General features: G+C 41.0%; 26 protein-coding genes and 1 riboswitch. Of the genes, 13 read left to right on the top strand and 13 right to left on the bottom strand.

Going from position 1 to position 24,999, the window contains the following annotated elements:
- Positions 1–11: 11 nt before the first annotated feature.
- A complete protein-coding gene (ubiE, locus tag AC1RRY_RS13385) occupies positions 12–740 on the bottom strand; it encodes a bifunctional demethylmenaquinone methyltransferase/2-methoxy-6-polyprenyl-1,4-benzoquinol methylase UbiE (protein ID WP_492819984.1) in 729 nt (242 codons plus the stop codon).
- 353 nt (positions 741–1,093) lie between these two features.
- Between ubiE and AC1RRY_RS13380 the strand changes: the two genes are divergently transcribed.
- The 7 genes from AC1RRY_RS13380 (at position 1,094) to AC1RRY_RS13350 (ending at position 9,038) form a co-directional block, all read left to right on the top strand.
- Entirely contained in the window at positions 1,094–1,804 is a 711-nt protein-coding gene (locus AC1RRY_RS13380) for a hypothetical protein (protein ID WP_492819986.1), read from the top strand.
- Between the two features lie 505 nt (positions 1,805–2,309).
- The gene (locus AC1RRY_RS13375; protein ID WP_492819988.1) at positions 2,310–5,117 is read left to right on the top strand and encodes a response regulator; all 2,808 of its coding nucleotides are present in this window, start codon (positions 2,310–2,312) and stop codon (positions 5,115–5,117) included.
- Positions 5,118–5,214: 97 nt separating this feature from the next.
- Positions 5,215–6,189 (top strand): polyprenyl synthetase family protein, encoded by a 975-nt coding sequence (locus tag AC1RRY_RS13370; protein WP_492819990.1) that lies wholly within the window; start codon positions 5,215–5,217, stop codon positions 6,187–6,189.
- Between the two features lie 6 nt (positions 6,190–6,195).
- Positions 6,196–6,816, top strand: coding sequence for a rhomboid family intramembrane serine protease (locus tag AC1RRY_RS13365; RefSeq protein WP_492819992.1), 621 nt, complete (start codon positions 6,196–6,198; stop codon positions 6,814–6,816).
- Positions 6,816–7,667: a LytR/AlgR family response regulator transcription factor gene (locus tag AC1RRY_RS13360; RefSeq protein WP_492819994.1), complete on the top strand. Its 852-nt coding sequence runs from the start codon at positions 6,816–6,818 to the stop codon at positions 7,665–7,667. Before AC1RRY_RS13365 ends, AC1RRY_RS13360 begins: the two co-directional genes overlap by 1 nt.
- Positions 7,668–7,832: 165 nt before the next feature.
- A complete protein-coding gene (locus tag AC1RRY_RS13355; protein ID WP_492819996.1) occupies positions 7,833–8,264 on the top strand; it encodes a DUF2141 domain-containing protein in 432 nt (143 codons plus the stop codon).
- A 51-nt stretch (positions 8,265–8,315) separates the two neighbouring features.
- Entirely contained in the window at positions 8,316–9,038 is a 723-nt protein-coding gene (locus AC1RRY_RS13350; RefSeq protein WP_492819998.1) for a hypothetical protein, read from the top strand.
- On the opposite strand, the gene AC1RRY_RS13345 is transcribed toward AC1RRY_RS13350, so the two are convergent.
- From AC1RRY_RS13345 to AC1RRY_RS13335, 3 genes are read right to left on the bottom strand one after another with little or no spacing between them, the layout of a single operon-like run.
- A complete protein-coding gene (locus AC1RRY_RS13345) occupies positions 9,039–9,836 on the bottom strand; it encodes an amidohydrolase (protein ID WP_492820000.1) in 798 nt (265 codons plus the stop codon).
- Between the two features lie 8 nt (positions 9,837–9,844).
- Positions 9,845–10,420 carry a peptide deformylase gene (gene def, locus AC1RRY_RS13340; protein ID WP_492820002.1) on the bottom strand — a complete coding sequence of 192 codons (576 nt, stop codon included), beginning with the start codon at positions 10,418–10,420 and terminating at the stop codon, positions 9,845–9,847.
- 4 nt (positions 10,421–10,424) lie between these two features.
- The gene (locus tag AC1RRY_RS13335; RefSeq protein ID WP_492820004.1) at positions 10,425–10,895 is read right to left on the bottom strand and encodes a GNAT family N-acetyltransferase; all 471 of its coding nucleotides are present in this window, start codon (positions 10,893–10,895) and stop codon (positions 10,425–10,427) included.
- A gap of 20 nt (positions 10,896–10,915) precedes the next feature.
- Here AC1RRY_RS13335 and lipB point away from each other — a divergent pair, with 20 nt between their 5' ends.
- The 3 genes from lipB (at position 10,916) to AC1RRY_RS13320 (ending at position 13,384) form a co-directional block, all read left to right on the top strand.
- Positions 10,916–11,662, top strand: coding sequence for a lipoyl(octanoyl) transferase LipB (lipB, locus tag AC1RRY_RS13330; RefSeq protein ID WP_492820006.1), 747 nt, complete (start codon positions 10,916–10,918; stop codon positions 11,660–11,662).
- Positions 11,663–11,799: 137 nt separating this feature from the next.
- Positions 11,800–12,708: an ROK family protein gene (locus AC1RRY_RS13325; RefSeq protein WP_492820008.1), complete on the top strand. Its 909-nt coding sequence runs from the start codon at positions 11,800–11,802 to the stop codon at positions 12,706–12,708.
- A 79-nt stretch (positions 12,709–12,787) separates the two neighbouring features.
- Positions 12,788–13,384: a DUF6962 family protein gene (locus AC1RRY_RS13320; protein ID WP_492820009.1), complete on the top strand. Its 597-nt coding sequence runs from the start codon at positions 12,788–12,790 to the stop codon at positions 13,382–13,384.
- Here the strand turns inward: AC1RRY_RS13320 and gatC are convergent, their stop codons facing one another.
- The 3 genes from gatC to AC1RRY_RS13305 form a co-directional block, all read right to left on the bottom strand.
- Positions 13,385–13,675: an Asp-tRNA(Asn)/Glu-tRNA(Gln) amidotransferase subunit GatC gene (gatC, locus tag AC1RRY_RS13315; protein WP_492820011.1), complete on the bottom strand. Its 291-nt coding sequence runs from the start codon at positions 13,673–13,675 to the stop codon at positions 13,385–13,387.
- A 98-nt stretch (positions 13,676–13,773) separates the two neighbouring features.
- Positions 13,774–14,511, bottom strand: coding sequence for a lysophospholipid acyltransferase family protein (locus AC1RRY_RS13310; RefSeq protein ID WP_492820013.1), 738 nt, complete (start codon positions 14,509–14,511; stop codon positions 13,774–13,776).
- 67 nt (positions 14,512–14,578) lie between these two features.
- On the bottom strand, positions 14,579–15,334 hold the full coding sequence (locus AC1RRY_RS13305; RefSeq protein WP_492820015.1) for a TerC family protein: 756 nt from the start codon (positions 15,332–15,334) through the stop codon (positions 14,579–14,581).
- A 223-nt stretch (positions 15,335–15,557) separates the two neighbouring features.
- Here AC1RRY_RS13305 and AC1RRY_RS13300 point away from each other — a divergent pair, with 223 nt between their 5' ends.
- Positions 15,558–17,024 carry a tagaturonate reductase gene (locus tag AC1RRY_RS13300; RefSeq protein WP_492820017.1) on the top strand — a complete coding sequence of 489 codons (1,467 nt, stop codon included), beginning with the start codon at positions 15,558–15,560 and terminating at the stop codon, positions 17,022–17,024.
- An 81-nt stretch (positions 17,025–17,105) separates the two neighbouring features.
- On the opposite strand, the gene AC1RRY_RS13295 is transcribed toward AC1RRY_RS13300, so the two are convergent.
- From AC1RRY_RS13295 to AC1RRY_RS13285, 3 genes are read right to left on the bottom strand one after another with little or no spacing between them, the layout of a single operon-like run.
- Positions 17,106–18,548, bottom strand: a complete 1,443-nt coding sequence (locus tag AC1RRY_RS13295; RefSeq protein WP_492820019.1) for an APC family permease — start codon at positions 18,546–18,548, stop codon at positions 17,106–17,108.
- 35 nt (positions 18,549–18,583) lie between these two features.
- Positions 18,584–18,982: an NUDIX hydrolase gene (locus AC1RRY_RS13290; RefSeq protein WP_492820021.1), complete on the bottom strand. Its 399-nt coding sequence runs from the start codon at positions 18,980–18,982 to the stop codon at positions 18,584–18,586.
- 3 nt (positions 18,983–18,985) lie between these two features.
- Complete coding sequence (locus tag AC1RRY_RS13285; RefSeq protein WP_492820023.1) at positions 18,986–20,641, bottom strand: amino acid permease; 1,656 nt, start codon at positions 20,639–20,641, stop codon at positions 18,986–18,988.
- A gap of 278 nt (positions 20,642–20,919) precedes the next feature.
- Between AC1RRY_RS13285 and AC1RRY_RS13280 the strand changes: the two genes are divergently transcribed.
- Together AC1RRY_RS13280 and AC1RRY_RS13275 are read left to right on the top strand one after the other, a co-directional pair.
- Complete coding sequence (locus AC1RRY_RS13280; protein ID WP_492820025.1) at positions 20,920–21,972, top strand: alcohol dehydrogenase catalytic domain-containing protein; 1,053 nt, start codon at positions 20,920–20,922, stop codon at positions 21,970–21,972.
- Positions 21,973–21,981: 9 nt separating this feature from the next.
- A complete protein-coding gene (locus AC1RRY_RS13275; protein WP_492820027.1) occupies positions 21,982–23,457 on the top strand; it encodes an aldehyde dehydrogenase family protein in 1,476 nt (491 codons plus the stop codon).
- 3 nt (positions 23,458–23,460) lie between these two features.
- Here the strand turns inward: AC1RRY_RS13275 and AC1RRY_RS13270 are convergent, their stop codons facing one another.
- Genes AC1RRY_RS13270 through AC1RRY_RS13260 form a run of 3 tightly spaced genes read right to left on the bottom strand, consistent with a single transcriptional unit; the run spans position 23,461 to position 24,724 of the window.
- Entirely contained in the window at positions 23,461–23,955 is a 495-nt protein-coding gene (locus AC1RRY_RS13270; protein WP_492820029.1) for a GNAT family N-acetyltransferase, read from the bottom strand.
- On the bottom strand, positions 23,952–24,374 hold the full coding sequence (locus AC1RRY_RS13265; RefSeq protein WP_492820031.1) for a barstar family protein: 423 nt from the start codon (positions 24,372–24,374) through the stop codon (positions 23,952–23,954). Before AC1RRY_RS13265 ends, AC1RRY_RS13270 begins: the two co-directional genes overlap by 4 nt.
- Before the next feature lie 53 nt (positions 24,375–24,427).
- Positions 24,428–24,724 (bottom strand): muconolactone Delta-isomerase family protein, encoded by a 297-nt coding sequence (locus tag AC1RRY_RS13260; protein WP_492820033.1) that lies wholly within the window; start codon positions 24,722–24,724, stop codon positions 24,428–24,430.
- Between the two features lie 150 nt (positions 24,725–24,874).
- A riboswitch (TPP riboswitch) is annotated at positions 24,875–24,972 on the top strand.
- The last annotated feature ends 27 nt before the right edge of the window (positions 24,973–24,999 follow it).

Genomic DNA, 24,999 nt, shown 5'->3' with positions numbered 1-24,999 from the left:
CGATGGCAATGTCAGGCCTTTTTCTTACCAATATAGACCGTACAAATGCCGAAAGTAAGAGGCACACTTTTGGTATCAGAATAGCCCGCTCTCTCAAATACCCGAAGAAAGTCTTCTCCTTCAGGAAATGCCTTGACCGACTCGGGCAGATAACTGTAAGCTGCTTTGTCTTTAGAAATTATTTTCCCGATTAAGGGTACAATAGTAGAATTATAGAACCAATATAATTGCTTGATAACAGGTGTTTTAGGCTTTGAAAATTCTATGATCAGACAAGTGCCTCCCTCTTTTGTTACACGATACATGTCGGTAAGCCCTTTCTCCAGATTTTCAAAGTTCCTTACTCCAAATGAAACGATGACGGCATCAAAAGTATTGTTGTCGAACAGTAATTTCTCCGAGTCGCCGCTTCTGAGTTCTATTACGTCATCCATGCCGATTTTTTTCATCTTCTCACGGCCCATAGCCAGCATTCCTTCCGAAATATCAACACCGATTACTTTTTCGGGCTTTAATTGTTTTGCTGCCTCAATGGCCAGGTCACCAGTACCTGTAGCAATATCCAGAATCAACTTTGGCTGAGCCACGCGCAACATTGAAATAGCTTTTTTACGCCACCATACATCAATGCCTACACTCAATAAACGATTCAGAAAGTCATATTTTGGCGAAATGTTATCAAACATCTCTGCTATTTGCTCACGCTTTCCCTGTTCTTTTTCTTTATAAGGTACAACCATATTTCAATCGGCAAAATCATTGTTACAATTACAAACAGCAAAGTTACAATCACAATTCCACATTAGATAGATTTTAGGTCGATAAATACGGCCTGTACAGTAAATTATTTGAGATAATCTATATACGAATACTGCCGGAAATAAGCCTGCAGAAAGTCCTGAAACAAGATAAAAAAGTACACTATACGAATAGGGTCATTGTTGGAACTGAAAGAAATTTCGTAATTTTTTTTAATTTTTTATTTATCTGATTTTCAGTCAGATAAGCCCTTTTCAAAATAATTCTTGGCTGCAGATTCCAACCATATTTTTTTAAACCGAATCAATATAGCAAACAAATCAAATAGAAATTTATGAAAAAAATCATTTTAAGTGTTGTTTCGGCAGCTATTTTGTTCTCTTGTTCAAAAGAAGAAACCACCACCCCACAACTGTCGTTAAACGACCAGTTTAATGTTACAACGCAAGGTTGGAGTGCAGATTTTGCAGATTATCCGGTGGGAGAGGAAACTTTCTATGAATTGGCGACTAAAAAAGATGCCAAATTACCGGCTCCGTTAGACACACTGAAAAAAGGATTCCGGATTTCAGGGAATAATCACAGCGATGACTTGTTTATGTTCCTTACCAAGAAAATGACCGTTCCGAAAGCCAATCAGTCGTACAAAGGTACTTTTGAAATTGAATTTGCTTCTAATGCTCCGGACGGCTCAGTAGGTGTTGGCGGTTCTCCGGCCGAAAGCGTGTACGTAGGTATTGGTCTTACATCTGTAGAACCAAAGAAAGTAGCTAATACTACTACCAAGCATTATGATATGAACATCAAGAAAATGCAACAAGCTACTAGTGGCGATGACATGAAAGTGATTGGTAACATTGCCAACGGTACTACTGAAAGCAAGTACAAGCTAATAAAAAGAACCGGTGAATTTACTGGTAAATCAGATGCTAACGGTAACCTTTGGGTAATTATCGGTACAGATTCAGGCTTTGAAGCTACAACTACACTTTATTATACCGGTGTGAAAGTAGATTTAAAAGAAGTAACACCTGCAGCTCAGTAAGTATTTTATCTGGAAAGGCTTCATGAGCCGTTTCCGGGGTTTGTTCTCAACTTAAAGCCGCTACGACTAAAGTCAAAATGCAATCGCAATTTATGAAGCGATAGCTTATAAGAATTTGAGATACATGTTTTTCGGTAATTAAATAACGATTTTTAAAAGGCCCATAAGTTTTCTTATCGGGCCTTTTTCATTGTAATTACCTTCTGCTAGCTAAAAAATGGAGACAATTAAACTTTAATAGTCGTGTAATGTCGCCGTTTAATCAGTTATTGTAAAAAATATAGATGTATTGCAGTGAAATTTGCAGATTGAAGCAGAGTTTTAGGCACACTTGTTGCTATTATATTTTTTTATAAATTGGGGTGTGATATTCCTGGACGACAGAAAATCTCGCAACGAAACAGGAAGAATCCTGGCAAGTAACAGACAATTGGTATTTACGGTTTTTCTGTAGATTAATTGGCCGGAATACATAGAAAAGCCTGCAAAACGATTACACTGATACATGATAAAACTTTTATGGAATGCTAAAAGATGCTTTGCATTAATACTGACAGGGATTTTCCTGTTGGCAGGGATTTCAATATCTTTTGCGCAGTCACTTAAAGACGGTGAGTTGGATTTAAGAAAAATTGATTTTAGCAATACCGATAATCACATCGATTTATCGGGTGAATGGGCTTTTTACTGGAATAAATTACTTCAACCCGGCGAGGTAGCAGGTCTTAAACCCGATTATTACGTACCGCAAACAACCATCTGGAATAACCATGAAAAATTGGGGAAGCCTTTTAAAGCATTTGGTTATGCTACCTATGCATTAAAAGTCTATATTGATCATAAAACAAATCCTCAGATTTCTTTTTTTGTACCGGCAGCTTATTCTAGTTATAAATTATGGATTAACGGTCAGGAGTTCACACAAAACGGGGTGGTAGGAACCAGCAAGGAAACCTATAAGCCATACTGGATGCCGATAAAGAAGCTGTATCTTGCTCAGTCTGATACCCTGCAACTGGTAATGCAGGTATCGAATTTCGACCATTATAGAGGCGGTTTTTCCCAACCGATTGTTCTGGGTAGCAATCAGTATCTGGAAGACTTCTGGATTACCGAACTCTCAATTGTGCTGATTCTGACCGGAATACTCCTGATGGTGTCTCTTATTTTCTTCGGTTTGTATTTTCTGGGGCAAAAAGACCCGGTCGTGATTTACTTTGCCCTGTACTGTTTATGTTATATATATAGGTTAATAGGAGTCGATAAAATTTATTACCTCAACCAGAAATTCCCGAATATTGATTTCAGGATTACCTTCTTCTTCGAATATTTTACTATTTTCTTCTGTATTTACTTATTTGCTAAGTTTTTAAAGGCATTGTATGTCGGGAAAGATTTTATCATAGATCTGATAGGGTATATCTGTCTGTTTTATATTGCAGTGCTCATTCTTGCGCCTATTTACATCATTACCTTTATATCGCAGGCATTCTTTTTTATTATTCTCTTTTTTGTAACGTATAATTTTTACAAATCGCTGATAGCATTTATACGAAAGCGAAAAGGGGCGATTTTTGCCTTGCTCAGTATGTCTTCCATTGGTATGGCGGTAGCACTGAATATTCTGGGCTACTTTGGTTATATCCAGTCTTCATCCTACTATCTGTTTTTTGGATATTTCGGGTTTATTTTCTTTCAGGTGCTTATTCTATCATATCGATTTGTGTTTTCGTTTCGTAGAGCGCGCGAAGAAGCAGAGCAGGCCGCCAAGGCAAAATCGGAGTTTCTGGCCAATATGAGTCATGAAATCAGAACGCCTCTGAACGGTGTAATCGGGTTTACAGACCTGCTGATGAAAACCAGATTGGACAACACCCAACAGCAGTATATGTCTACCGTTTTTCAGTCGGCTAATACTTTGCTTGATATTATTAATGATATACTCGATTTCTCAAAAATTGAAGCGGGTAAACTTGAAATTGTGATAGCGAAAACTAACATACATGAGATGATGACTCAGGTTACCGATATCATTACCTTTCAGGCAAGTCAGAAGAATCTGGAAGTGTTATTGAATATTCCGGTAAATGTACCCAAGTATATTTGGGTAGATGTAGTACGATTAAAACAGATTCTGGTCAATTTGCTGAGCAATGCCGTAAAATTTACAGAAACGGGAGAGATAGAATTAAAGGTAGAGATTTCAGGCAATGTGAAGAGCAACAGCAATACATTCAGATTTATAGTAAAAGATACCGGAATTGGCATTGCTCCTGAGAATCAGGAGCGGATATTCCAGGCATTTTCACAGGAGGACTCCTCCACTACCCGTAAATTCGGAGGTACTGGTCTGGGGCTGACGATTTCTAACAAGCTGCTGGCGTTAATGCAAAGCAAGCTGAATGTAGAGAGTGTAATCAACAAAGGAACTTCGTTTTATTTCGACCTTAAATTGAAGTCGGAAACAGGAGAAACGGATGAATGGGAAAATCTCGAAATATTTAAACGGGTATTAATTGCCGATGACAATAAAACCAACCGCTCGCTGTTGAAGAGCATGCTTGACCTACGGAACATTGCCTATGAAGAAGTAGAAAACGGACAGGAGGTAATAGATATATTGGAAAGCGGGGAAAAGTTTGATCTGTTGATTATTGATTACCACATGCCGTTTCTTGACGGGCTCGATACCGTTCGTATTTTAAGACAAAAACCTGAATTCAGCGCTGACAAACTACCCGTAATGTTGATTTACAGTTCTCATAATCATGAATACATCAATTCAGAATCTGAGAAACTGCAAATCAGGCAGCGATTGGTGAAACCGGTGATAATGCAGAAAGTGTTTGAGGCGATGTCGAAAATTGCCACCAAGTCTATGGAAGAGATTCAAAAAGCAGAAGCCCCGAAACCTGCGCAATACACAGACCAAAGATACCTGACCATTCTGATTGTAGAAGACAACAAAGTAAATATGTTGTTTGCCCGGACCATCTTTAAATCGGTTTTTCCGAACGGGCGTATTTTGGAAGCCGAAAATGGAAAGCTGGCTGTTGATATTTTCCAAGCAGAGCAGCCTGATATTATTTTTATGGATATGCAGATGCCCGAAATGAATGGCCTGGAAGCCACACAAGAGATACGCGGAATGGAAAAAAACAAGAACAGAGTGCCGATTATTGCCTTAACAGCCGGAACAGTTAAGGGAGAAAAGGAGAAATGTCTGGAAGCAGGAATGGACGATTATATCACTAAACCATTTGTGAAAGATACGATTGTAAAAGTTATTCAACGCTTCTTAGGTAAACCCTGAAACGGCAGCTTTACCGGTGCAGGCGTTTACCATAAAACATAAACTTGGTAGTGTTGCCAAGTTTTTTTTATTTTGTTGCTCACTTGTTAATGAACAGATGCCTTTAGAAGATTTTTTTAGTGCAATTGAAAGCGAGATCGGCCGCATAGAATACGGCGAAAATCCGATAGAATTATACCAACCCATCGAATATCTGATGTCGCTTGGGGGAAAACGGATTCGCCCTTTGCTTACAGTTTTGGCCACGGATATATTCTCGGATAACTGGCAGGCGGCAGTTAAACCGGCTATTGGAGTAGAAGTTTTTCATAACTTCACCCTGATGCATGACGACATAATGGATGCAGCTCCATTGCGACGAGGAAAACCAACAGTTCACGAGAAATGGAACCCGAATGTGGCGATTCTCTCTGGTGATGTGATGTTGATCTGTGCTTATGAATTAATGACAACCGTAGAAGATGATATTTTCAAACAGGTGATCAGAAGATTTAATCGTACGGCTGCCGAAGTGTGTGAAGGCCAGCAACAGGATATGAACTTTGCCGTCCGTAAAGATGTAACAGAAGAAGAGTATATAGAGATGATCAGGCAGAAAACTTCTGTTTTACTGGGTTTTGCCCTGGAGTTGGGAGGAATAATTGCCAAGGCAGACGAGGCCAATACAAAATTGCTTTTTGAAATAGGCACTAACGTAGGTATTGGTTTTCAGCTGAAAGATGACATCCTTGATGTATACGGCGACCCCAGCAAATTTGGGAAACAGGTGGGGGGTGACATTATAGAAAACAAGAAAACGCTTTTACTGATAGAAGCACTTGCCCAGGCCAAAGGCAAACCCGAAGAAAAGGAACTAAATCAATGGCTTTCAGTTACTGATTTTGATAGAGCTGAAAAGGTAAAGGCTGTTACTTTTATCTATGATAAGTTGAAAATAAAGCAAATGGCTGAAGCCAGAATGAACGAATATTTTACCAAAGGGCTTAGCGATTTAGAGAAATTAAATGCTCCGGCAGAAAAAAAACAACCATTGCTTCAGCTGATACAAAATCTGATTGAACGCGAAAACTAAAACACGATGTCTATAACAATTATTATCATTATTATTACTGCGGTTGTGAGCATTGCAGCATTTAATAACAGTCGTTTAATGTACCAGTATATACTGAATCCTTATACTGTACACCGACGCAACGAATGGTGGCGATTACTTACCTCCGGCTTTCTTCATGGCGACTTCGGCCATCTATTTTTTAATATGTTCAGTTTATATATTTTCGGCGAAGGTGTAGAAGCTTATTTCCGGAGTATTTTCGGCGCAAAAGCTACCCTTTTATATTTACTCTTATATTTGTCGGGTATCATTGTAGCCAATCTGCCTGATACCTTCAGTAAAAAGAACAATTCGGGCTATAATGCTTTAGGAGCATCAGGTGGGGTAGCATCTGTTGTTTTTGCGTTTATTATGTTCGAGCCTACGGCTAAAATGGGCTTTATTCCACTTCCTCCAATCATTCCTGCATGGATATTCGGTATTTTATACCTGTTATATTCCCGATACATGGCTCAAAAACAGTATGATAACATTGGCCATACTGCACACATGTGGGGCGCTTTATGGGGTGTTATATTCGTCATTCTGTCATTTCCGTCAATAGTTCAGGTGTTTTTCCAAAAGATTGCCCATACTTTTCAGTGATGTTTAAAATATTACAGCAGCCGTATCCTTATCATCGAAAATCAATACGCAACCGTTTCTGGATGTGTCTGGTAGAAGGGGGTGGGGTTGCTTTGTTTTTTTTGATTTTTCAGCCTTTCGGCCTCAATGAATGGGAGCATCCGGCCAAAGTATGGGTGTTTGCAGGTTTTGGGGCTATTGTAAGTGTTTGTACGGCCATTCATCGTTTCTTATTGCCCTCGCTTTTTCCAAAGGTTTTTAATGAACAACACTGGGTAGTATGGAAAGAGATAGCAGATATACTCCTTTTGCTGTTGCTCATTACATGTGCCAATATGTTGTATTCCAAATATTTTTTCAGTTACATTCCGCTTTCGCTGCTGGGTTTTCTTGTCATGTTTTTTATTGTGGCCCTGATAGGCCTTATCCCCATTTCGTTCGGTGTGATGTCGAACTACATCTATCAGCTGAAAAAGTATAACCAGACCATTATGGTGCATGCGGGCAATCCTGTTTCGGCAGAAGGAAAAATAGAACGGACCTTAAAGCTGATTGCTGAAAATGAAAAAGATATACTGGAATTAAACACGAATGATTTACTTTTCATAGAGTCGTCTGATAATTACTCTACTGTTGTCTATCAGGAGTCTAATACACTTCATAAAGAATTAATCAGAAGCAGCCTTACCCGGCTGGAAAGCCAGATCAATCAACCCTCTGTTGTTCGTTGTCATCGATCATATATTGTCAACCTGGATAAGGTCGAAAAAGTGACAGGCAATGCGCAGGGGTATAAATTGCATCTTCAATCGCTCGACAGCGCGGTTCCTGTTGCCCGCAAGTATTCAGAAATAGTCGAGAGGCTGAAATGATTGCTCAATCGTTTGCTTTGTGATTCTTCCCTAAAGCATGCCGTTCTTCCCACCGCTTTGTCAAACAACCCAAAGCCTTGATAACCAACCCTTTCATTTGACCATTACGGGCGGGCTGATATACATTTGTGTCATCAAAAACACGAACGTAAATCAATTATACAAATGAAAAATCTAGTCAGAACCTTCGCTCTTTCAATTATTCTTGGTTTTATTTCTGCTTTCTCTTTCGCACAAAACAAATACACGGTTACCGTAGTGGTGAACGGCATTCAGTTACGCCAGGGCAAAGTGTATGCGTCTATCACCAACGATGCCAATAGTTTTCCGAGAGGAGGTATGAAATCTGCCATAGCCGAAGTAACACCTACGGGTGAAGTCTCTTTGAAATTTGAGAATATACTCGAAGGCAAATATGCCATAGTACTATATCAGGACCTGAACGACAACAAGCAACTGGATATGAACGGCGAAATACCTGCTGAACCTTTCGGTTTTTCGAACGTGACCATGCTGATGGGGCCGCCGAATTTTGAGCAATGTGCCTTTGACGTAAACGAAAACAAAGTGATTGCCGTAGGACTGATGGCATTCTGATAATCAGTATAGTGCCCTTACTATTCTTTCATCTCTGATATTGACAAAACTATGGAAAAGCTAATTTTCAATTTCTTTCTGGTGATACACGTAATCTGCGGTTTTTTATCTCTGCTGACCGGATTAATAGCCATGATAGCCGAAAAAGGAAAAAAAGTGCACAACATGAGCGGTATAATCTTTTATTGGGCCATGATGGGCGTATTCATCACCACCATTATATTCTTTGCTATCTACCCGTCGCAATTGAAGTATCAGTTTTTTCTTACCATAGGTATCATCAGCTTTTATCCTAATTTTTCGGGAAAACGACTGTTAAGCATGAAAAAAGCCATCAATCCGAAATTGATTGATTGGATTGCCGCCTGGGGAGTAGGTCTGTGTGGAATAGTAATGATGGGTTATTCAGCGTATGGATTTTTGAATCTACAGGGGTTGAATGGTATGGCCATCTTATTTGCTGTTTTTGGGGTTGTGTGCCTGATAAATGCTTATGGCGATTTAAAAATATATCTGGGTTACCAGAAACCAGAAAAAATGCACTGGTTTTTAGGACATGGGGGTAAAATGATGGGCGCCTATTCTGCTGCTTTAATTGCCTTTTTTGTAAATATAGTGCCAAGATATTTGCCACAGAATACACCAGCATTTGTATTTATTATGATATGGATATTGCCGGGTGTGGTTGTCGGTATAGTTGCAGCCCGAATTCTGAAGAAGTATAAAATGAAGTTTAATGTAAAAATGCCAAAACCGGTTTTGCAGGAAGCCTGATTAAAGGATTTCGAAATTATCGGCATCAAGATAAGCCGGGAAATTCCGACGGAATTCGTCTAAAACAGCTTTATTGAGGGTGTGTTGATGAACTACTTCTCGGTCAACCTCCCGAAACAGTACTTTACCGGTAAAATCAATAACAGCCGAATGGCCTGCATGAGACATATTGTTGCCATCAAGGCCTGTACGGTTTACACCCACTACATAGCTTTGATTTTCAATGGCACGCGCTACCAGCAGCGAATCCCAGGGGTGCATGCGTATCTGCGGCCAGTTAGCTACATAAATGAGCAGGTCATAAGCAAGGTCAGTATTGCGGCTCCAGACCGGAAAACGGAGATCATAACAGATAAGCGGACAGATTTTCCAGCCTTTAAGTTCCTTGATAAGCCTTTGAGTTCCACCGGCATAAATCTCGTGTTCATTACCCATTCTGAAAAGATGGCGCTTGTCATAAGATTCCACTTTTCCGTCAGGGCTAACCCAAAGCAGGCGATTATAATAGTTGTTCTGATCTTTTATGACTACGCTGCCCGTTATTACGGCACCTGTTTGAGCGGCCATCTGTTGCATCCAGCGGGTAGTATACAGATTCATCGGCTCTGCCACCTTAGCCGGATTCATGGAGAAGCCTGTAGTAAACATTTCAGGCAGAATAATCAGATCTGTAGGGCTGGAAATGCCGAAAATCTTCTCTTCCAACATGGCTCTGTTGGCGGTGGCATCTTCCCAGTACAAATTGGTTTGTACGAGCGTCACGTTTAAATCCTGAAGAGAAGAAGTCGGTTCGGCCATCTTAGCGATTACTTAGGGAATTTCATTCGGTATTCTACATCTACATCACCTTTGGTAATATTTGCCAGTTTTTTCTTCAGCATTTGTTTTTTCAGAGGTGTAATCAGATCGGTAAACAGAATACCGTCAATGTGGTCATATTCATGTTGAATAATTCTGGCAGCCATACTTTCGTAGGTTTCAGTATGTTCTACCCAGTCGGTATCAAAATACTTGATGGTTACAAACTCAGGGCGGTATACATCGGCACGGATACCCGGGATACTCAGACAGCCCTCTTCGTAGGCCCATTCGTCGCCATCTTCTTCAATAATTTCGGCATTAATAAATACTTTTTTGAAATCAATCAGCGACTCGTCAATATCCTCTTCCGTTTCAGCACTTTCGTTAATAGGCGTGCCGTCTACTATAAAAATACGGAGGTCGAGCCCGATTTGAGGAGCTGCCAACCCTACGCCTGAGGCCGCATACATGGTTTCGAACATGTCTTCAGCCAGTTTTTTTACATCAATTTCGCCAGGCACAATATCACGCGCTTCTTTTCTCAAAACAGGATCTCCGTAGGCTACTATAGGATAAATCATTGTATCAGTTTATATGGTAAGTGATTAATTTCTTTCGAAGAATAATTCTATAATCTTCAATATTTTCTTTTGGTTCCACTTTTTCAATGCAGAAGCCGTTTTTCAGGGCAAATACCAGCATGGCTTTAAAGCGGTTGCGCGTTTTTAGCACAATGGCGTTAAATCCCTCGCTTACAGCCCATTCTTCCTGTTTGCCTGCCAGTCTTTGGGCAATGTGTAGTTTTCTGTAAGCCGGTAAAACTCCACCCAGCCAGGTATAAAAACTGCCGTCAGTATCCCGCTGATACCCCACCTTAAACCCAACGGGGGTTTCTTGGTCGAGCGCAACTAAAATCAGATATTTGGTGTTAAATAAGCGTTCTGCGTAGGCTTTTTCGTCATAATTCCCAGTCAAAAATTCAGGAATTTGCTTAGAAATCGCTACACATTCGGCAATGGTGCCTTTCCGAATCGTTACATTTGCACCCGTATTCATATTACAAAGTTACAAAACTGATGAATAATATTCTTAATAAAAAAGTAAGGTTTGTTAATTTAGGGCTGATTGACTACCAGAATGGCTGGGATTTTCAGGAAAAACTTTTTGCCGAAATCATAGATCTTAAAGTAAAAAACAGAAATCTTGCACCGGAACAACAAATAGCAACCCATAATTATCTGCTTTTCTGTCAGCATCCACACGTATATACTTTGGGTAAAAGTGGTAAAATGGAAAACCTTTTACTGGATGAACAAAGTCTTTCGGCCAGAGAGGCAAAATTCTATAAAATCAACCGGGGGGGCGACATTACGTATCATGGCCCGGGTCAGTTAGTTGGGTATCCTATTCTGGACCTGGAAAACTTCTTTACTGACATACACAAGTACATGCGGTTGTTGGAAGAGGCAATTATACGCACACTGGCAGAATATGGCTTGGACGCAGGAAGAATTGACGGACTGACGGGCGTATGGCTGGATTATAAAGAACAGAAGAACCCCCGGAAAGTATGCGCCATGGGGGTGAAATCGAGCCGATGGGTAACCATGCATGGCTTTGCCCTGAATGTAAATACCGATCTGGGCTATTTCAGCAACATAGTTCCCTGTGGAATTGATGACAAAGCCGTAACCTCTTTGGCCCTGGAATTGGGCCGGCTGATTGAAATAGATGAAGTGGCAGAAAAACTGAAAGGGCATCTGGCCGAATTGTTTGAAATGGAGCTTGAAGTGTCTGTAGAAGAGAAATTTGTAGAGAATTAACTTTAAATTGGAATATTTCCTTGCTACAAATTATCTTCATTGAGATTTATTTTTAATTTTGAGGGAAATATGAAAAACCTTTTGAAAAATTACTTTTTAAGATACTTAAACCGAATAAAATAACAAAACTATAATAAATGGCAACGGAATATTTGGGCATTGATATTGGCGGTACAAATGTCAAAATGGGCATTGTAGAAGCAGAAACTGGTAAACTTTCGAATTTTTATAGTCACGATACTGCCAGTTGGCGCAAATCAGGACGTTTTATAGACCGCTTGGGAGATGCCATAGCTATTCAGTTAACAGAAAACAAAAGTGTTCAGAAAGTCGGAATCGGCGTCCCGGGTCTGATAACCAGAGACAGATCTACGCTTATTGAAATCACGGCTATTCCCGAAATCAATGGTATAACCATTATACCCGACCTGAAAGAGCGTTTCCCGAATCATGATTTTTTCCTTGAAAATGATGCCAATGCAGCCGCTTTAGGTGAATATTACTTTGGTGAAGGAGATATTCCGGAAGACTACATCATGGTTACGCTCGGCACAGGTATTGGCGGAGCAGCTATTATAGATAAACAGGTGTTTAAAGGTGGTGGCGGTAATGCCATGGAGCCGGGACACATACCATCAAAAAACGGAAAAGTATTAGAAAGAAACATAGGTAAAAATGAGTTGCTAGACCTGGCTAATGCGATGCGAAAAGGCTATTCAGGTAAAACACAGCTTCCTGATGATGGCACTATTTCTACTACCGGACTGGTAGCAGCAGCAGCAGAGGGCGATGAATTGGCACAGAAAATATTTGATGAAGTAGGTGAAATGCTGGGCAGCGGACTTGTATCAATGATCAGAATTCTGGACATCACCACAATATTGATAGGCGGTGGGCTGTCGGCATCTTTCGATTACATTATGCCGGCTATTAACAAGCAGCTGGAATATTGGCTTACTCCTTATTACTTAAAGACCCTGAACATCAAAAAAGCAACATTGGGCAATGATGCCGGCCTTTTAGGCGCAGCAAGCTTGTGTTTCTGATGTAGAGATATACCTCATGCAGGAAGTATTCTGAGGAGTACTTCCTTTTTTTATGATTTTCTAAACCAGATTGTGATTGATGGAACTCTCGCATGCCATTTCAGATGCTGTACTTACCCTGACAGGTTTTTTTGTTTTCTTCCGCTATTTACTCAAACTTAAACTATCCGTTTGTCTCACCTGGGGAGCCTTTATTCTATCAGTAACTCTGGCTGCTCTTTTTGGAACACTGCGTTTCCTGGGAGTATGGTCTTATGCCATTACTGTTTCTGAATTTTTTCAACATTCGGCAGGGAGTATCGGAGCATTCGGATTAGTATTTGCCAGTTTGTATCTGGCATTAAGAAAACCAATGCCCGCCTTTGCGGCATATGCAGTATTGGCGCTTGGACTTGTAATTTTTGGATGGGTGAAACTGACAAATAACCATCAATTACTCAGCACTATACTGACCGTGGCGGTGCCTGCGGTATTTCTTATCGGTCTATTAGGATTAATTAAAGGAGAACGAACTGCAGCAATATGGTTGATTATGGCCGTAGTGGCACTAATTGTAGGGACTTTTAACAAGAATCTTATTACGAATGTAGTTGTTGATAGCACTGATATCTATCATTATATGCTAAGTGTAAGTCTGCTTTGCTTCGGAAAAGCGGCACGGTATCAGACTTATTGATTATTGTTCAATTACTTTCGGCACCAGAAAGTATTCACCATCTTGTTTAGGTGCGTTTTTCAGACCCTTCTCGCGGGATAACTGGTTTTTTGCAACATCTTCTCTGAACACATTTACCTCTTCGCTCATGTGGGTCAAAGGTGCTACCTCTGTAGTATCCAGTTCTTTGAGTTGATCCATCCAGTTAAGAATTTTAGATAAATCTTCTACCATTTTCACTTCTTCCTGCTCGGTCAACTCTAATCGCGCCAGGTGCGCTATTTTCTTTACAGTTTGCTGTTCTATTTTCATACTCTGCCACTATCGTATTTAAACAAGAATATCCGGCTATAAAATCTGATCATTATCGGTGCTGCAAATGTACGGTTAATCCTTAAAATGATTCGCGATTAGTCCTTATATTTATCTAAAGTACTCTGAATAACCTCATAAACCTGTTTTTTCAGTATGTCTACGTCTTTTTTCGTCAAGCCTGTGGTTTCTACCGGCTTGTGAAATATGACTCGTATCCGGTGTGGGCGCATCAGTATTTCGGGCATCACTTTATAATTATCAACCAGAGAAATAGGTACAACAGGTACCTGTTGTTCGATAGCCATAGAAAAAGCCCCATCCTTAAAAGGGTGAATCATTTGTGGAAAATTGGTTGAATGAATACCACCTTCTGGGAAAATCATGATACTTCTACCGGATTTCAAGGCTTTCAGCGAGCGGGCAAGCGCTTTAGTACGGCTGCCTTTATCGCTTCTGTCGACCTGTATATGCAGTTTGGCAAACATATAGCCAAACAAGGGAATACTTTTTACCGAGCTTTTGCCTACAAATGCAAAATAGTTCTTAATAACTGTACCCATAAGGGCTATGTCGAGGTAGCTGAAGTGATTGGCACAAAATACGTAGTTCTTTTTCGTGTCGATTTCCGCCTCATAAATGATTTTTACAGGCATACCTGCTATGAAAAAAAAGATATGTCCCCAGATACGGTTGCAATGATGGGCTACGATTTTCCACTTTTCTTTTTGCAAACTAATGTAGACAACCGGGTATAGCAGCAGGAAAATTAATAAAAACCAGAAAATACACCAGCCAGTATAAAGTTGGGATAGTAGTTTTTTCAGACTGCGCATCGGTACTTGTTCAGGGGAATGATAACACAAATATAAGTGTAATCTATTCCCCTGAAAAAGAATCAGTTTATTTTATCTCTTTGCGTAAATCGACAGGTTTGTCGCTTTTGCGCATTTTGATGTTCAATATTTCGACTAAGAATGAGAACGCCATGGCAAAATAGATATAGCCTTTAGGTACATGTACTTTAAATGCTTCTGCAACTAATAAAGTACCTATCATTACCAGAAACGCCAGTGCCAGCATTTTAACTGTTGGGTGTTTCTCAACAAATTCGCCTACACTGCCCGCAAATAGAAGCATGGCAATGGTTGATAATATTACTGAAATAGCCATTACTGTTATGTCGCTGGTCATACCGATGGCAGTAATAATAGAATCAATAGAGAAAACGAGATTGATAACCGCGATGTCAAGAATGGCTCTCGAAAGTTTGGATGCGGTTTTCTTGCCGGACACGTTTTCTTCATGACCCTCCAGTTTGTGATGGATTTCAGAAGTTGATTTGTATAATAAAAACAACCCACCCAGCAACAGAATGATGTCTTTACCGCTGAAACCGATTTCAAGTGGTAGACCGATATCCTGGAGATTGAATAATTCTTTTTCTAAACCGAGGATCCACCCTAATACAAAAAGTAAGCCGATACGTATGGCCATGGCCATGATAAGCCCGATGCGTCGTGCCTTCTTTTGCTCAGTTTTAGGAAGTTTCGACGAAATGATAGAAACGAATATGATGTTATCCACTCCCAATACAATTTCTAAAATTGTAAGGGTAATAATACTTGTCAATGCTGCGGTTGTAAAAATCTGTTCCATTATTGTTTGATACGGTTTATTTACTTACGAAAGTATTGGTTTTAATGTTTTATGCCAAATATGAACTTGATAAATGGATAATATAATACACTGACCACGCCCGAACACCTGATGAAAATATGGATGGTCGCAAAAAAGTATTAGAATTAAATGGAATATTAGTTGATATAAGAACCTGTATTCTCTATTTTTGTTCTACTCAATCTATTTTACGTTAACCTTAATGAAACTTGATAAATCGTTACTTTCTGAACCTTCTTTAACTCAGCTTCCCGAAAAAGTCTTACAATTTGGTACAGGTGTTTTACTTCGCGGTTTGTGTGATTATTTTATTGACAAAGCTAATAAAGAAGGGATTTTCAATGGCAGAATCGTTGTTGTTAAATCGACCGATTCTGGTGGAGCCGATACTTTTGCCGAACAGGATAATCTATATACTATCTGTGTAAGAGGTATTGATAAGGGTATGCCGAAAGAAGAAAATATTGTTTCTTCAGCTATCAGCCGGGTGCTATCAGCACAAAGCCAGTGGGCCGATATTCTGGCAACAGCCAACAACCCTGCTATTGAAATCGTTATATCGAATACGACCGAAGTCGGTTTGCAATATGTTGAAGAAAGCATTACTCAGACGCCACCGGCTTCGTTCCCAGCAAAACTGACAGCTTGGTTATATCAGCGGTTTCAGGCAGGACTACCAGGAACAGTAATTATACCAACCGAACTGATAGTAGGCAATGGAGATAAACTAAAAGAAATTACTCTTCAACTCTGCGCATTTAATCAATTGCCTGACAACTTTATAGATTGGCTTAATAAAGAGAATCATTTCTGTAATTCGCTTGTCGACAGAATTGTGCCGGGCAAACCCAAGGGAGAAAAACTAACACAATTATACGAGAAACTGGGATATGAAGATGACCTGCTGACTATTGCCGAGGTGTATCGCTTATGGGCCATAGAAGGAGGTGAGAAAGTGAAAGAAGTTTTATCTTTCCATGAAGCCGACCCGGGCGTGAAAATAGAAAAAAACATAGAGCAGTATCGGGAACTGAAACTCCGCATGCTGAATGGTACCCACACCCTGATGTGCGGAATAGCCTATTTATCAGGCTTTGAAACCGTTAAAGAAGCTCTGGCAGACGAATTGACAGAGAAATATATTACGAATCTGATGACCACCGAAATTGTTCCGGCTATTCCGTATAAGATAGAGCCGAAAGTTTCGCAGCGTTATGGAAGAGAGGTGTTAGACCGGTTCAGAAACCCCTATCTGGAACACCAATGGATTAGCATTACCCTGCAGTATACCATGAAGATGCGTATGCGGAATATCCCGCTGTTGCTCAATTACTACAAAGAGTTCAACACCGTGCCGCAGTATTTCACCCGTGGGTTTGCCGCTTATCTGTTGTTCATGAAAGCAGTAAAAGAAGAAAACGGTAAATATTACGGCCAAAAAGACAATGAATTATACCTGATTCAATGTGATTCGGCTGAGTATTTCTATAAAGTATGGCAGAATCATACAGTAGAGCAGGTAGTAGACAAAGTGTTAGCTAATACAGCACTTTGGGGTAATGATTTGACCAAGCTACCGGGATTTGCGGAAAACGTAAGTACGCACCTGTCGAACATGAGGATGGCTGGTGTGCGCGAAGTAGTTGCGGCATTAAATGTTTACGCATAAGTAATATACCAGACATAAAAGAAGAAGCCGTCTCAAATCTAATGATGAGACGGCTTCTTCTTTTAATATAATTTAACTGATTTACCCTTTCCTGTTAAACCACAAATACACCGGTACACCAATGGCAACAATGCCGAGCCCCGGATATGTAAACTGCGGTTTTTCTTTGATCAATATCAGAACAATAACCGAAGCGATAATTACATACAACATAGGAATTATCGGGAAACCGGGCGCTTTGATAGGGCGCTCTGCATCCGGCATTTTACGACGCAGAATAAATATGCCATAGATAGTAAAGGCATAAAATAAAATAACCACACCCATCAGGTAATCAAGCAGGTCACCGTATTTACCGGTCAGGCATAAGAAGCTTGCCCAGAAACACTGCCACCAAAGGGCATTCTGAGGTACTCCTCTGTCAGATAATTTACCGAAATTTTTGAAGAACAAACCATCTTTGGCCATGGTATAATATACCCGCGCACCCGAAAGGATAAGCCCGTTATTACACCCGAAAGTAGAAACCATAATCAACAAGGCCACTACAATAGAAAAACCTTGTCCGCCTATTAGATTAGCTGCAGCTGCAGCTACACGATCTTCACTGGCAAACTGTATACCTCTGCTGAAAACATCGGTACCGTTAGGGTCTCCTTTAAGCGGTAGAATACACAAATAGGCTACATTCATAAGCAGATAGAGTACCGTTACCACCATAGTACCGATGGCCAACCCTCTCGGAATCGTTTTCTTAGGTTCTACCACTTCATCGCCGGCAAAGGTAAGGCCGTTCCAGGCATCGCTCGAAAATAAAGTACCTACCTGGGTTACACCTATCGCCAGAATAATGGCAAAACCGCCAATGGCAGTGGTAACCCACTCATCACCTACCTTCGCAGAGCTTGTGGCATCAAATATATTGGAGAAGTTCAACGAAATCACGTCGGCATTAGCACCCAGAATAAAACCCAGAATAATCAGCAGGGCTATGGCCCCCAACTTGGTAGTACTGAATACATTCTGAATAATCTTACCTTCTTTCACCCCTCTGGTATTGGCATAAGTTAGAATAATGATGCTTACAATGGCCAGTAAACGTTGGGAAGTTAATTTAAATGAAGTATCGCCCAAGGCAAAAATTTCATGTTTATCACTGATGAAATCAGGAAACAACACACCTGAGTACTTGGCAAAAGCAACTGCTACTGCGGCAATGGTACCGGTCTGTATAACGGCAAAAAACGACCACCCGTAAAGAAACCCCGTTAGTTTACCATAAGCTTTTTGCAAAAATACATATTGCCCACCTGCGTGAGGGAACATGGCCGTTAGCTCGCCGTAGCACAAAGCGCCAACCATAGTGAGTACACCTGCCAGCAGCCATGAGGCCAGTAACCAGCCTGAAGAACCAACCTGGCGTGCCACATCGGCACTTACAATGAAAATTCCGGAGCCAATCATAGACCCCGATACGAGCATCACAGCATCGTATAAGCGGATTTCTTTCTTAAAATTTGCCAATTGTGTTTTGTTAAGGTTTATAGATAGAATGATGGTTAATCAACCAAATTGTGTTCTTTCAGGTAGTCAAATATGAGTTTGTCAACGGCTGAGCTTTTCTCTTTATCTGCATAGGTAAGCCAGGCTATTTCTTCAATTTCGGCATCAGGTTGTAATGAACCTATATAGTCAGCCTCATAACAGGTCATCATTACCTGTATTCCTTCCGCATGCCCGTGTGCCTGTGCTTCAAATCTTCCGAAGAATTGGATAGATTCCGGCAGTAAATCAACTGTTAACTCTTCTTTTATTTCCCTCCACAGTGCCGCTTCGTCATTTTCACCGGTTTCTCTTTTACCACCCGGAAAATAAAAAGTATCCTTGCCCCGGCTTCTGGTACTTAAAATCTTACGGTTTTCGATCCGTATCCAGGCAAGTTTATCAATCTTTTTCATGGCTTACTGCTTGGCCAGTTTACTGTTCTGGTAGCCGTAAGCAAAGTAAATTACCAGCCCTAGAATCATCCAGATAATGAACATACGCCAGTTAGACCAGCCCAGTTCTGTCATCAGATACAGGTTCGTTAAGATACCCAGCACAGGCAGCAGAGATAAATTATGTTTGAAGCTTAAAACCGCCATAGTTATCCAGACCAACCAGAATACAAACAAGAGGGGTCTTTCTTCCATATGCTTCAGCACGTCACCCTCCGAATAGGTCAGATACAAGGCTACCAGCATCAGCAGTGCGGTGAGATATTTGGCATTGACATAAGGAATCCTGAATTTGGCATCTTTGCTGAGTCCTTTGGTATCCAGATACAAAACACCGGCACAAACCAGAATAAAAGCAAAGAAAGTGCCCACACTGGTGAGGTCTACAAAGAAGCTCATTTTGAAGAAAAGAGATGGCACGGCCACTAAAATACCGGTGATAATAGTAGAAAAACCCGGCGTTTTGAATTTAGGGTGAATCTCACCGAATTTTTTACCCAGTAAACCATCACGGCTCATGGCCATCCAGATACGTGGCTGACCGATTTGATAAGCAAGTAAAGCACTGGTAATGGCAATTACGGCACTTACTGAAATAATTCCTGCCACAAAATCGAAACCTACTTTTGAAAACACGTAAGCGAGCGGGTCAGCTACGTTTAATTCCGTGTAATTCACCATTCCGGTCAGCACGGTTGTAATGAGTATATATAAAACTGTACAGATAAGCAGACACAACAACATGGCTCTGGGTAAATCTCGCTGTGGATTTTTGGCTTCTTCGGCAGTAGTAGAGATGGAGTCAAATCCAATGAAAGCAAAGAAAACAGAAGCAACCCCGCTGAGTACCCCCTCAACACCGTTAGGTGCAAAAGGTGACCAGTTTTCAGGTTTTATGTAAAACGCACCAGCCAGAATTACTAATAAAATAACCCCCATTTTTAGGGCAACCAATATGTTACTGGCATTGCGCGATTCCTTAATACCAATATAGCAAAGTGAAGTAATCAGTACGGTAATAAGCCCGGCAGGCAGATTGAATATAATTTTGATGAATCCCAGATCCGGAGCATTCTGAAACGCACTGGCGAATAGTTTTTGGCCTTCGCTTATATTAAGGCCTCCGGCCTGTACGGCCTCATAGGCTTCTTTGGCAGATGTATAATCAATAGCCAGCCACATGGGAAACTGAATGCCGAACCCTGCAAGCATGGATACAAAATAGCTTGACCATGAAATAGCCACCACCATGTTAGATACCGCATATTCAAGAATAAGCGCCCAGCCGATTATCCAGGCCAGCACTTCACCAAATGATACATAAGCATAAGTATAAGCGCTACCACTCACGGGTACCATTGATGCAAACTGTGCATAGCTGAGTGCCGTGAAAACACAAGCAATAGCAACAAATACAAATAGGAGTGATACGGCAGGGCCACCGTTGAAACTGGCCAGCCCGATGGTACTGAATATACCCGCGCCAACAATGGCGGCAATTCCCAATACGGTTAGGTCTCTTACACCAAGAATTCTCGCTAAAGAGTGGCTTTCATCACCTGATTCTGATTCCTGAACGGCCTTATTGACATCTTTCCTGCGAAATAGCGAATTACTCATGAGTGTTTAGATATTTAGGTTTTTATGAGTTTGTTATGGTATATTCTTCAAAACTAATTGAAAAAAGACAATACTTTTATCAAAAATAAGATTTTTGTCGGAGTAAGCTTATTTTTGGAAGTAATTTTTGAAAATACGATATGATTGAAAGGCAGTATTCTGAAATTTTATTGGTCAAAATCTTGTCTGTACCTGATTTGAAAACTAACTTTGTTGCACTCAACTTGTCTAGACAAGTTAGATAAAAAAATGATTCTTCAATTTTTAAGTATATAAAAGTGAAAGCAGCGGTTTATCGTGGTAAAGAAGCAATAGCAATAGAAGAAGTAGCTGTGCCGACTCTTGATGAGGGCGAAATACTGCTTGAAATTGAAACCTGCAATGTATGCGGAACAGATTTGCGTACTTACCGGCATGGAGATAAGAAAATAACACCACCGCGTATTTTAGGACATGAGTTCTGCGGCAGGGTGGTGGAATCAAGAAATACGGATACCGATATAAAAGTAGGCGACAGGGTGCTGATGTACATTGTTTTGTCGTGCGGGGAATGCCGATACTGCAAAGCCGGAAGAGAGAATCTTTGCCAGAGCCGTACAACCATGTCCTATCACCTCGATGGTGCTTTTGCCCCTTATATGAAAGTACCTGCCAAAGCGGTGCGTCGTAAGCAATTATTTAAAGTAAGTGAAGAACTGCCTGCGGAGCATCTGAGCCTTGCCGAGCCTTTAGGTTGTGTGATTAATGCACATGGGCGTGGCCGGCTGGAAGTGGGCCTGAAAGATAAAGTGGCTATAATAGGTGCCGGGCCAATCGGGGTAATGCATGCATTGGTTTCACGTTATCAGGGGGCACAGCAGGTAGATATGTATGATGTAATGCAAACCCGGTTGGAAAAAGCCACTACCTTTGATATCGACCATGTGATAAAAGCCGATAAAGAGGGCAGCCATTTGGAAAGAGCGCTTGAACTGACCGATGGACTGGGCTACGACGTAGTGATTGTTGCCGTAAGCGTGGCACAGGCACAGGCCGATGCCCTTGAAATAGCAGGAAAAGCGGGCCGGGTAGAATACTTTGGTGGGTTACCAAAAAGCAATCCTTTTGCTACGCTCAATACCAATCATCTGCATTATAAAGAATTGCGTATCAGCGGGTCTTATTCCGAAAAAATGAGTGATTTTCAGGCTGCTACGGCTTTGGTTCAGAAAAAGAATTTCCCGGCAGATAAGATTGTAACACACCTATTGCCATTGGACAGAATTACGGAAGCATTCACGTTGATGGAGTCGGGCGAGGCTTTAAAAGTGAGTATCAAACCTAATTTGTAGAGACATTTTATGAATACAGCATTGATAAATAGTGTAAAAGGGCTTGAATGGGGGCTTTTTATTGATGGGGAATCTGTTCCGGCAGAAGATGGGTCAACTATTACCATCTATTCTCCTGCTGACAGAGAGCCTGTTGCTACCATTGCGCGTGCTACACCCAATGATATAAATAAAGCTGTTGAAACAGTTCAGACGGGATTTAAAGAATGGGCAAAGCTGACGGCCTATCAGCGGGAGAGTATCATTAAAAAAGCTACGGCTTACGTACGCACACAGGCTGACCGGATAGGTATGCTGATGGCGCTGGAACAAGGTAAGCCCTTCAACCAGTCGAAATCTGAAATTACAGGCTCCTGCGATACACTCGATTATTTTGCCTCAGAGGGTGTGCGGGTAGAGGGATATGTAAACCAGACTGAAAAACAAGGGGTTTTCTCGATGGTAAAATATTATCCAGTGGGGGTTTGTGCACTCATTACACCCTGGAACTACCCCGTTTCTTTATTATCCTGGAAACTGGGGCCTGCTTTGGCTGTCGGTTGTTCTGTAGTGGTTAAACCTACCACAGTTACACCGTTATCGCCAATGGCGTTTTGTCAGGCGCTGGTAGAAGGAGGCATTCCGGCTAAGGTTATCAGTGTGGTAACCGGACAAGGTGCGGTAGTGGGTGACGCGCTTGCAAAGCACCCATTGGTGAAGAAAGTAGCTATGACGGGCTCAACAGAAACCGGCAGGAAACTGATGCAAACCGTAGCGCCTTATCTGAAAAAAATATCATTGGAACTGGGCGGGCAATGCCCGGCTATTGTTTGCGAAGATGCCGATATAAAGAATGCAGCGGCAGTAATAGCCTATAAGGGATTCAGAAATATGGGGCAGTCGTGCAGTAGCGTCAACAGAGTATATGTGCATGCCACAAAACATCAGGAACTCGTGGCAGAATTAAAGAGGAACGCAGAAAAACTAACCATTGGTGACGGCGTAAGCGATGGCGCAGTGGATTTAGGGCCAATGACTACAGCCGACGGCGTTATGACCTCAAAACAACATATTGAAGATGCTATCGGTAAGGGCGCTTCATTGGTTACAGGAGGAAGGGCGCCGGAAGGTGCGCCATATGAAAAGGGATTTTATTTTCTGCCTACCATACTAGATAACTGCAATGCTAACATGAAAGTAATGCAGGAAGAAACATTTGGTTGTTTAGTAGGGGTTGAAACCTTTGAAACACTTGATGAAGCTATCACCAAGGCCAATGATACCAGCTACGGGCTGGTGGCTTATGCTTTTACAAAAGATTTTAAAACAAGTATGCACCTGAGTGATGCTCTGGAGGCTGGAACGGTATGTATCAACAATGGAGCAGTAAATACCAATTATGCACCCTATGCAGGCTGGAAAGATTCGGGTTATGGGGTAGAGTTATCAAGAAATGCTGTTTTTGAATACCTTGAAACCAAGCATATTAAAATTGAAAGCGTATAGCTTTTAAGAGCGATACCGGGCAAAAATATGTTCGTCGTACAATTGTCCTTCTTTGTACAGAGATTTTTTCAATATACCCTCTTTTTCATAACCTGCCTTTTGAAGTGCTTTCATAGAGGCAAGGTTATATTCAAATACTCCGGCATAGATCCGGTGAATATTGTAGTTGGCAAAGGTGTAGTCGGTTATCTCGGCAATAGCTGTTGAGATAATGCCATGACCCCAATACGGCTCACCCAACCAGTAGCCTATTTCTGCATTTTGGCGGTAGATATCGTCTTTCAGCATAATACCAATGCCTCCGACAGCTTTGTTGCCAACTTGTATGGCAAAATTCTCGGGAGAATCTCCTGCAATTTTCACCCATTCATAAGCGTCTGTAATGGTATAGGGGTGAGGGAAAATGTCTTTCAGGTTCTTCCAGATGCGATAATTATTGGCATTTTCGGCCAAGGATTGCTCATCGCCTGCCTGCCATTTTCTTAAGAAGAAATTCATTCAGTTCGGTAGATAATCTCTTGTTTAGTCAAAAGCTCCTTGATTCGTGCACTGTCAGAAAACGCAAAAATAAGTTCTTTTTTAGGCAAATCGTTATCTCCGTCTTCCCAACGCCAATCTTCACAGATAGCATCCAGTAAATTGAACAGCGTGCCAATTTTTTCCGGGTTTCGTTCTTTTTCAATAAAATGCTCAGACGGAGATATGTATAATACTATTTTCTCGTCTTCCAGCCACGACAGGTCGCTTAACAGTTCGTCGAGCTCGTCTAATGTAAAACCGAATTCTTCCGGAAACGCCAGCGCATCGGCTATTTCTTCGTAGAAGCCGCGCAGTGTCTGCGTTTTAAGACCGTCCAGTTCAACGATGGAATAATTATCCGGAAGTTCTAAATTATTGGTAATCAGAAAATTAGGCATAAGATTGATTAGGCAGGAATAATTTGTGGTCTGAAACTCAGACCACATAAAAATCAGTTCAATGAAAATGTAGGGACCTTCATCACTATCGAATTATTAAACATTAATTCGGTAATGGTGGGAGTCATATAATCTATCAAAGGAAATTCGGCAATAATATCCATTACTTCCAGCTCGTCCTGAGCGTTTATAATACACCATAATCTGCTTCTGTCAGACGACAACGCGTATGAATGCAGTTTTCCTTCTTCTAACAATTGATTTACAGCAATTCGTTGATAAGGAATTTTGGCAATGAAACCTTCAGGGAAAGGCACCGGCAAATCAAATTCCACCATAAATTGAGTCATAATCTCTTCTCTTGTTTTATTAAATAGCACAAAATCTATACCACACTACCGAATTTACTTTGGTTTAGCTTTATGAAGTAGTGTTCAGGTCATAAATTTCTATCACTAATATAAACAAGTTTTCTAAAAAAAACGTTTTCTTTGCACAACTTATCTCAAAAGGGGTGCCTTAATATAACGGGCTGAGATTATACCCATTGAACCTGATGCAGGTAATTCTGCCGAAGGGACAGAGAATAGTACTGTAGGATGCGCACCTGCAGAGCTATTTGCTT

This window comes from Emticicia sp. GW821-FHT11C11, from assembly GCF_058808615.1.
This window is presented reverse-complemented; position numbering and strand designations above follow the sequence as displayed.

Excerpts from the sequence above, each read along its gene's own strand:
- AC1RRY_RS13275 (WP_492820027.1), top strand. The coding sequence starts at position 21,982 with ATGAATACAGCATTGATAAATAGTGTAAAAGGGCTTGAATGGGGGCTT.
- def (WP_492820002.1), bottom strand. The coding sequence starts at position 10,420 with ATGATTTATCCTATAGTAGCCTACGGAGATCCTGTTTTGAGAAAAGAA.
- AC1RRY_RS13325 (WP_492820008.1), top strand. The coding sequence starts at position 11,800 with ATGGCAACGGAATATTTGGGCATTGATATTGGCGGTACAAATGTCAAA.
- AC1RRY_RS13320 (WP_492820009.1), top strand. The coding sequence starts at position 12,788 with ATGGAACTCTCGCATGCCATTTCAGATGCTGTACTTACCCTGACAGGT.
- AC1RRY_RS13355 (WP_492819996.1), top strand. The coding sequence starts at position 7,833 with ATGAAAAATCTAGTCAGAACCTTCGCTCTTTCAATTATTCTTGGTTTT.
- ubiE (WP_492819984.1), bottom strand. The coding sequence starts at position 740 with ATGGTTGTACCTTATAAAGAAAAAGAACAGGGAAAGCGTGAGCAAATA.
- AC1RRY_RS13345 (WP_492820000.1), bottom strand. The coding sequence starts at position 9,836 with ATGGCCGAACCGACTTCTTCTCTTCAGGATTTAAACGTGACGCTCGTA.
- AC1RRY_RS13375 (WP_492819988.1), top strand. The coding sequence starts at position 2,310 with ATGATAAAACTTTTATGGAATGCTAAAAGATGCTTTGCATTAATACTG.
- AC1RRY_RS13310 (WP_492820013.1), bottom strand. The coding sequence starts at position 14,511 with ATGCGCAGTCTGAAAAAACTACTATCCCAACTTTATACTGGCTGGTGT.
- AC1RRY_RS13285 (WP_492820023.1), bottom strand. The coding sequence starts at position 20,641 with ATGAGTAATTCGCTATTTCGCAGGAAAGATGTCAATAAGGCCGTTCAG.
- AC1RRY_RS13265 (WP_492820031.1), bottom strand. The coding sequence starts at position 24,374 with ATGCCTAATTTTCTGATTACCAATAATTTAGAACTTCCGGATAATTAT.
- AC1RRY_RS13300 (WP_492820017.1), top strand. The coding sequence starts at position 15,558 with ATGAAACTTGATAAATCGTTACTTTCTGAACCTTCTTTAACTCAGCTT.
- AC1RRY_RS13290 (WP_492820021.1), bottom strand. The coding sequence starts at position 18,982 with ATGAAAAAGATTGATAAACTTGCCTGGATACGGATCGAAAACCGTAAG.
- lipB (WP_492820006.1), top strand. The coding sequence starts at position 10,916 with ATGAATAATATTCTTAATAAAAAAGTAAGGTTTGTTAATTTAGGGCTG.
- AC1RRY_RS13365 (WP_492819992.1), top strand. The coding sequence starts at position 6,196 with ATGTCTATAACAATTATTATCATTATTATTACTGCGGTTGTGAGCATT.
- AC1RRY_RS13360 (WP_492819994.1), top strand. The coding sequence starts at position 6,816 with ATGTTTAAAATATTACAGCAGCCGTATCCTTATCATCGAAAATCAATA.
- AC1RRY_RS13270 (WP_492820029.1), bottom strand. The coding sequence starts at position 23,955 with ATGAATTTCTTCTTAAGAAAATGGCAGGCAGGCGATGAGCAATCCTTG.
- AC1RRY_RS13350 (WP_492819998.1), top strand. The coding sequence starts at position 8,316 with ATGGAAAAGCTAATTTTCAATTTCTTTCTGGTGATACACGTAATCTGC.
- AC1RRY_RS13370 (WP_492819990.1), top strand. The coding sequence starts at position 5,215 with ATGCCTTTAGAAGATTTTTTTAGTGCAATTGAAAGCGAGATCGGCCGC.
- AC1RRY_RS13380 (WP_492819986.1), top strand. The coding sequence starts at position 1,094 with ATGAAAAAAATCATTTTAAGTGTTGTTTCGGCAGCTATTTTGTTCTCT.
- AC1RRY_RS13305 (WP_492820015.1), bottom strand. The coding sequence starts at position 15,334 with ATGGAACAGATTTTTACAACCGCAGCATTGACAAGTATTATTACCCTT.
- AC1RRY_RS13260 (WP_492820033.1), bottom strand. The coding sequence starts at position 24,724 with ATGACTCAATTTATGGTGGAATTTGATTTGCCGGTGCCTTTCCCTGAA.
- AC1RRY_RS13335 (WP_492820004.1), bottom strand. The coding sequence starts at position 10,895 with ATGAATACGGGTGCAAATGTAACGATTCGGAAAGGCACCATTGCCGAA.
- gatC (WP_492820011.1), bottom strand. The coding sequence starts at position 13,675 with ATGAAAATAGAACAGCAAACTGTAAAGAAAATAGCGCACCTGGCGCGA.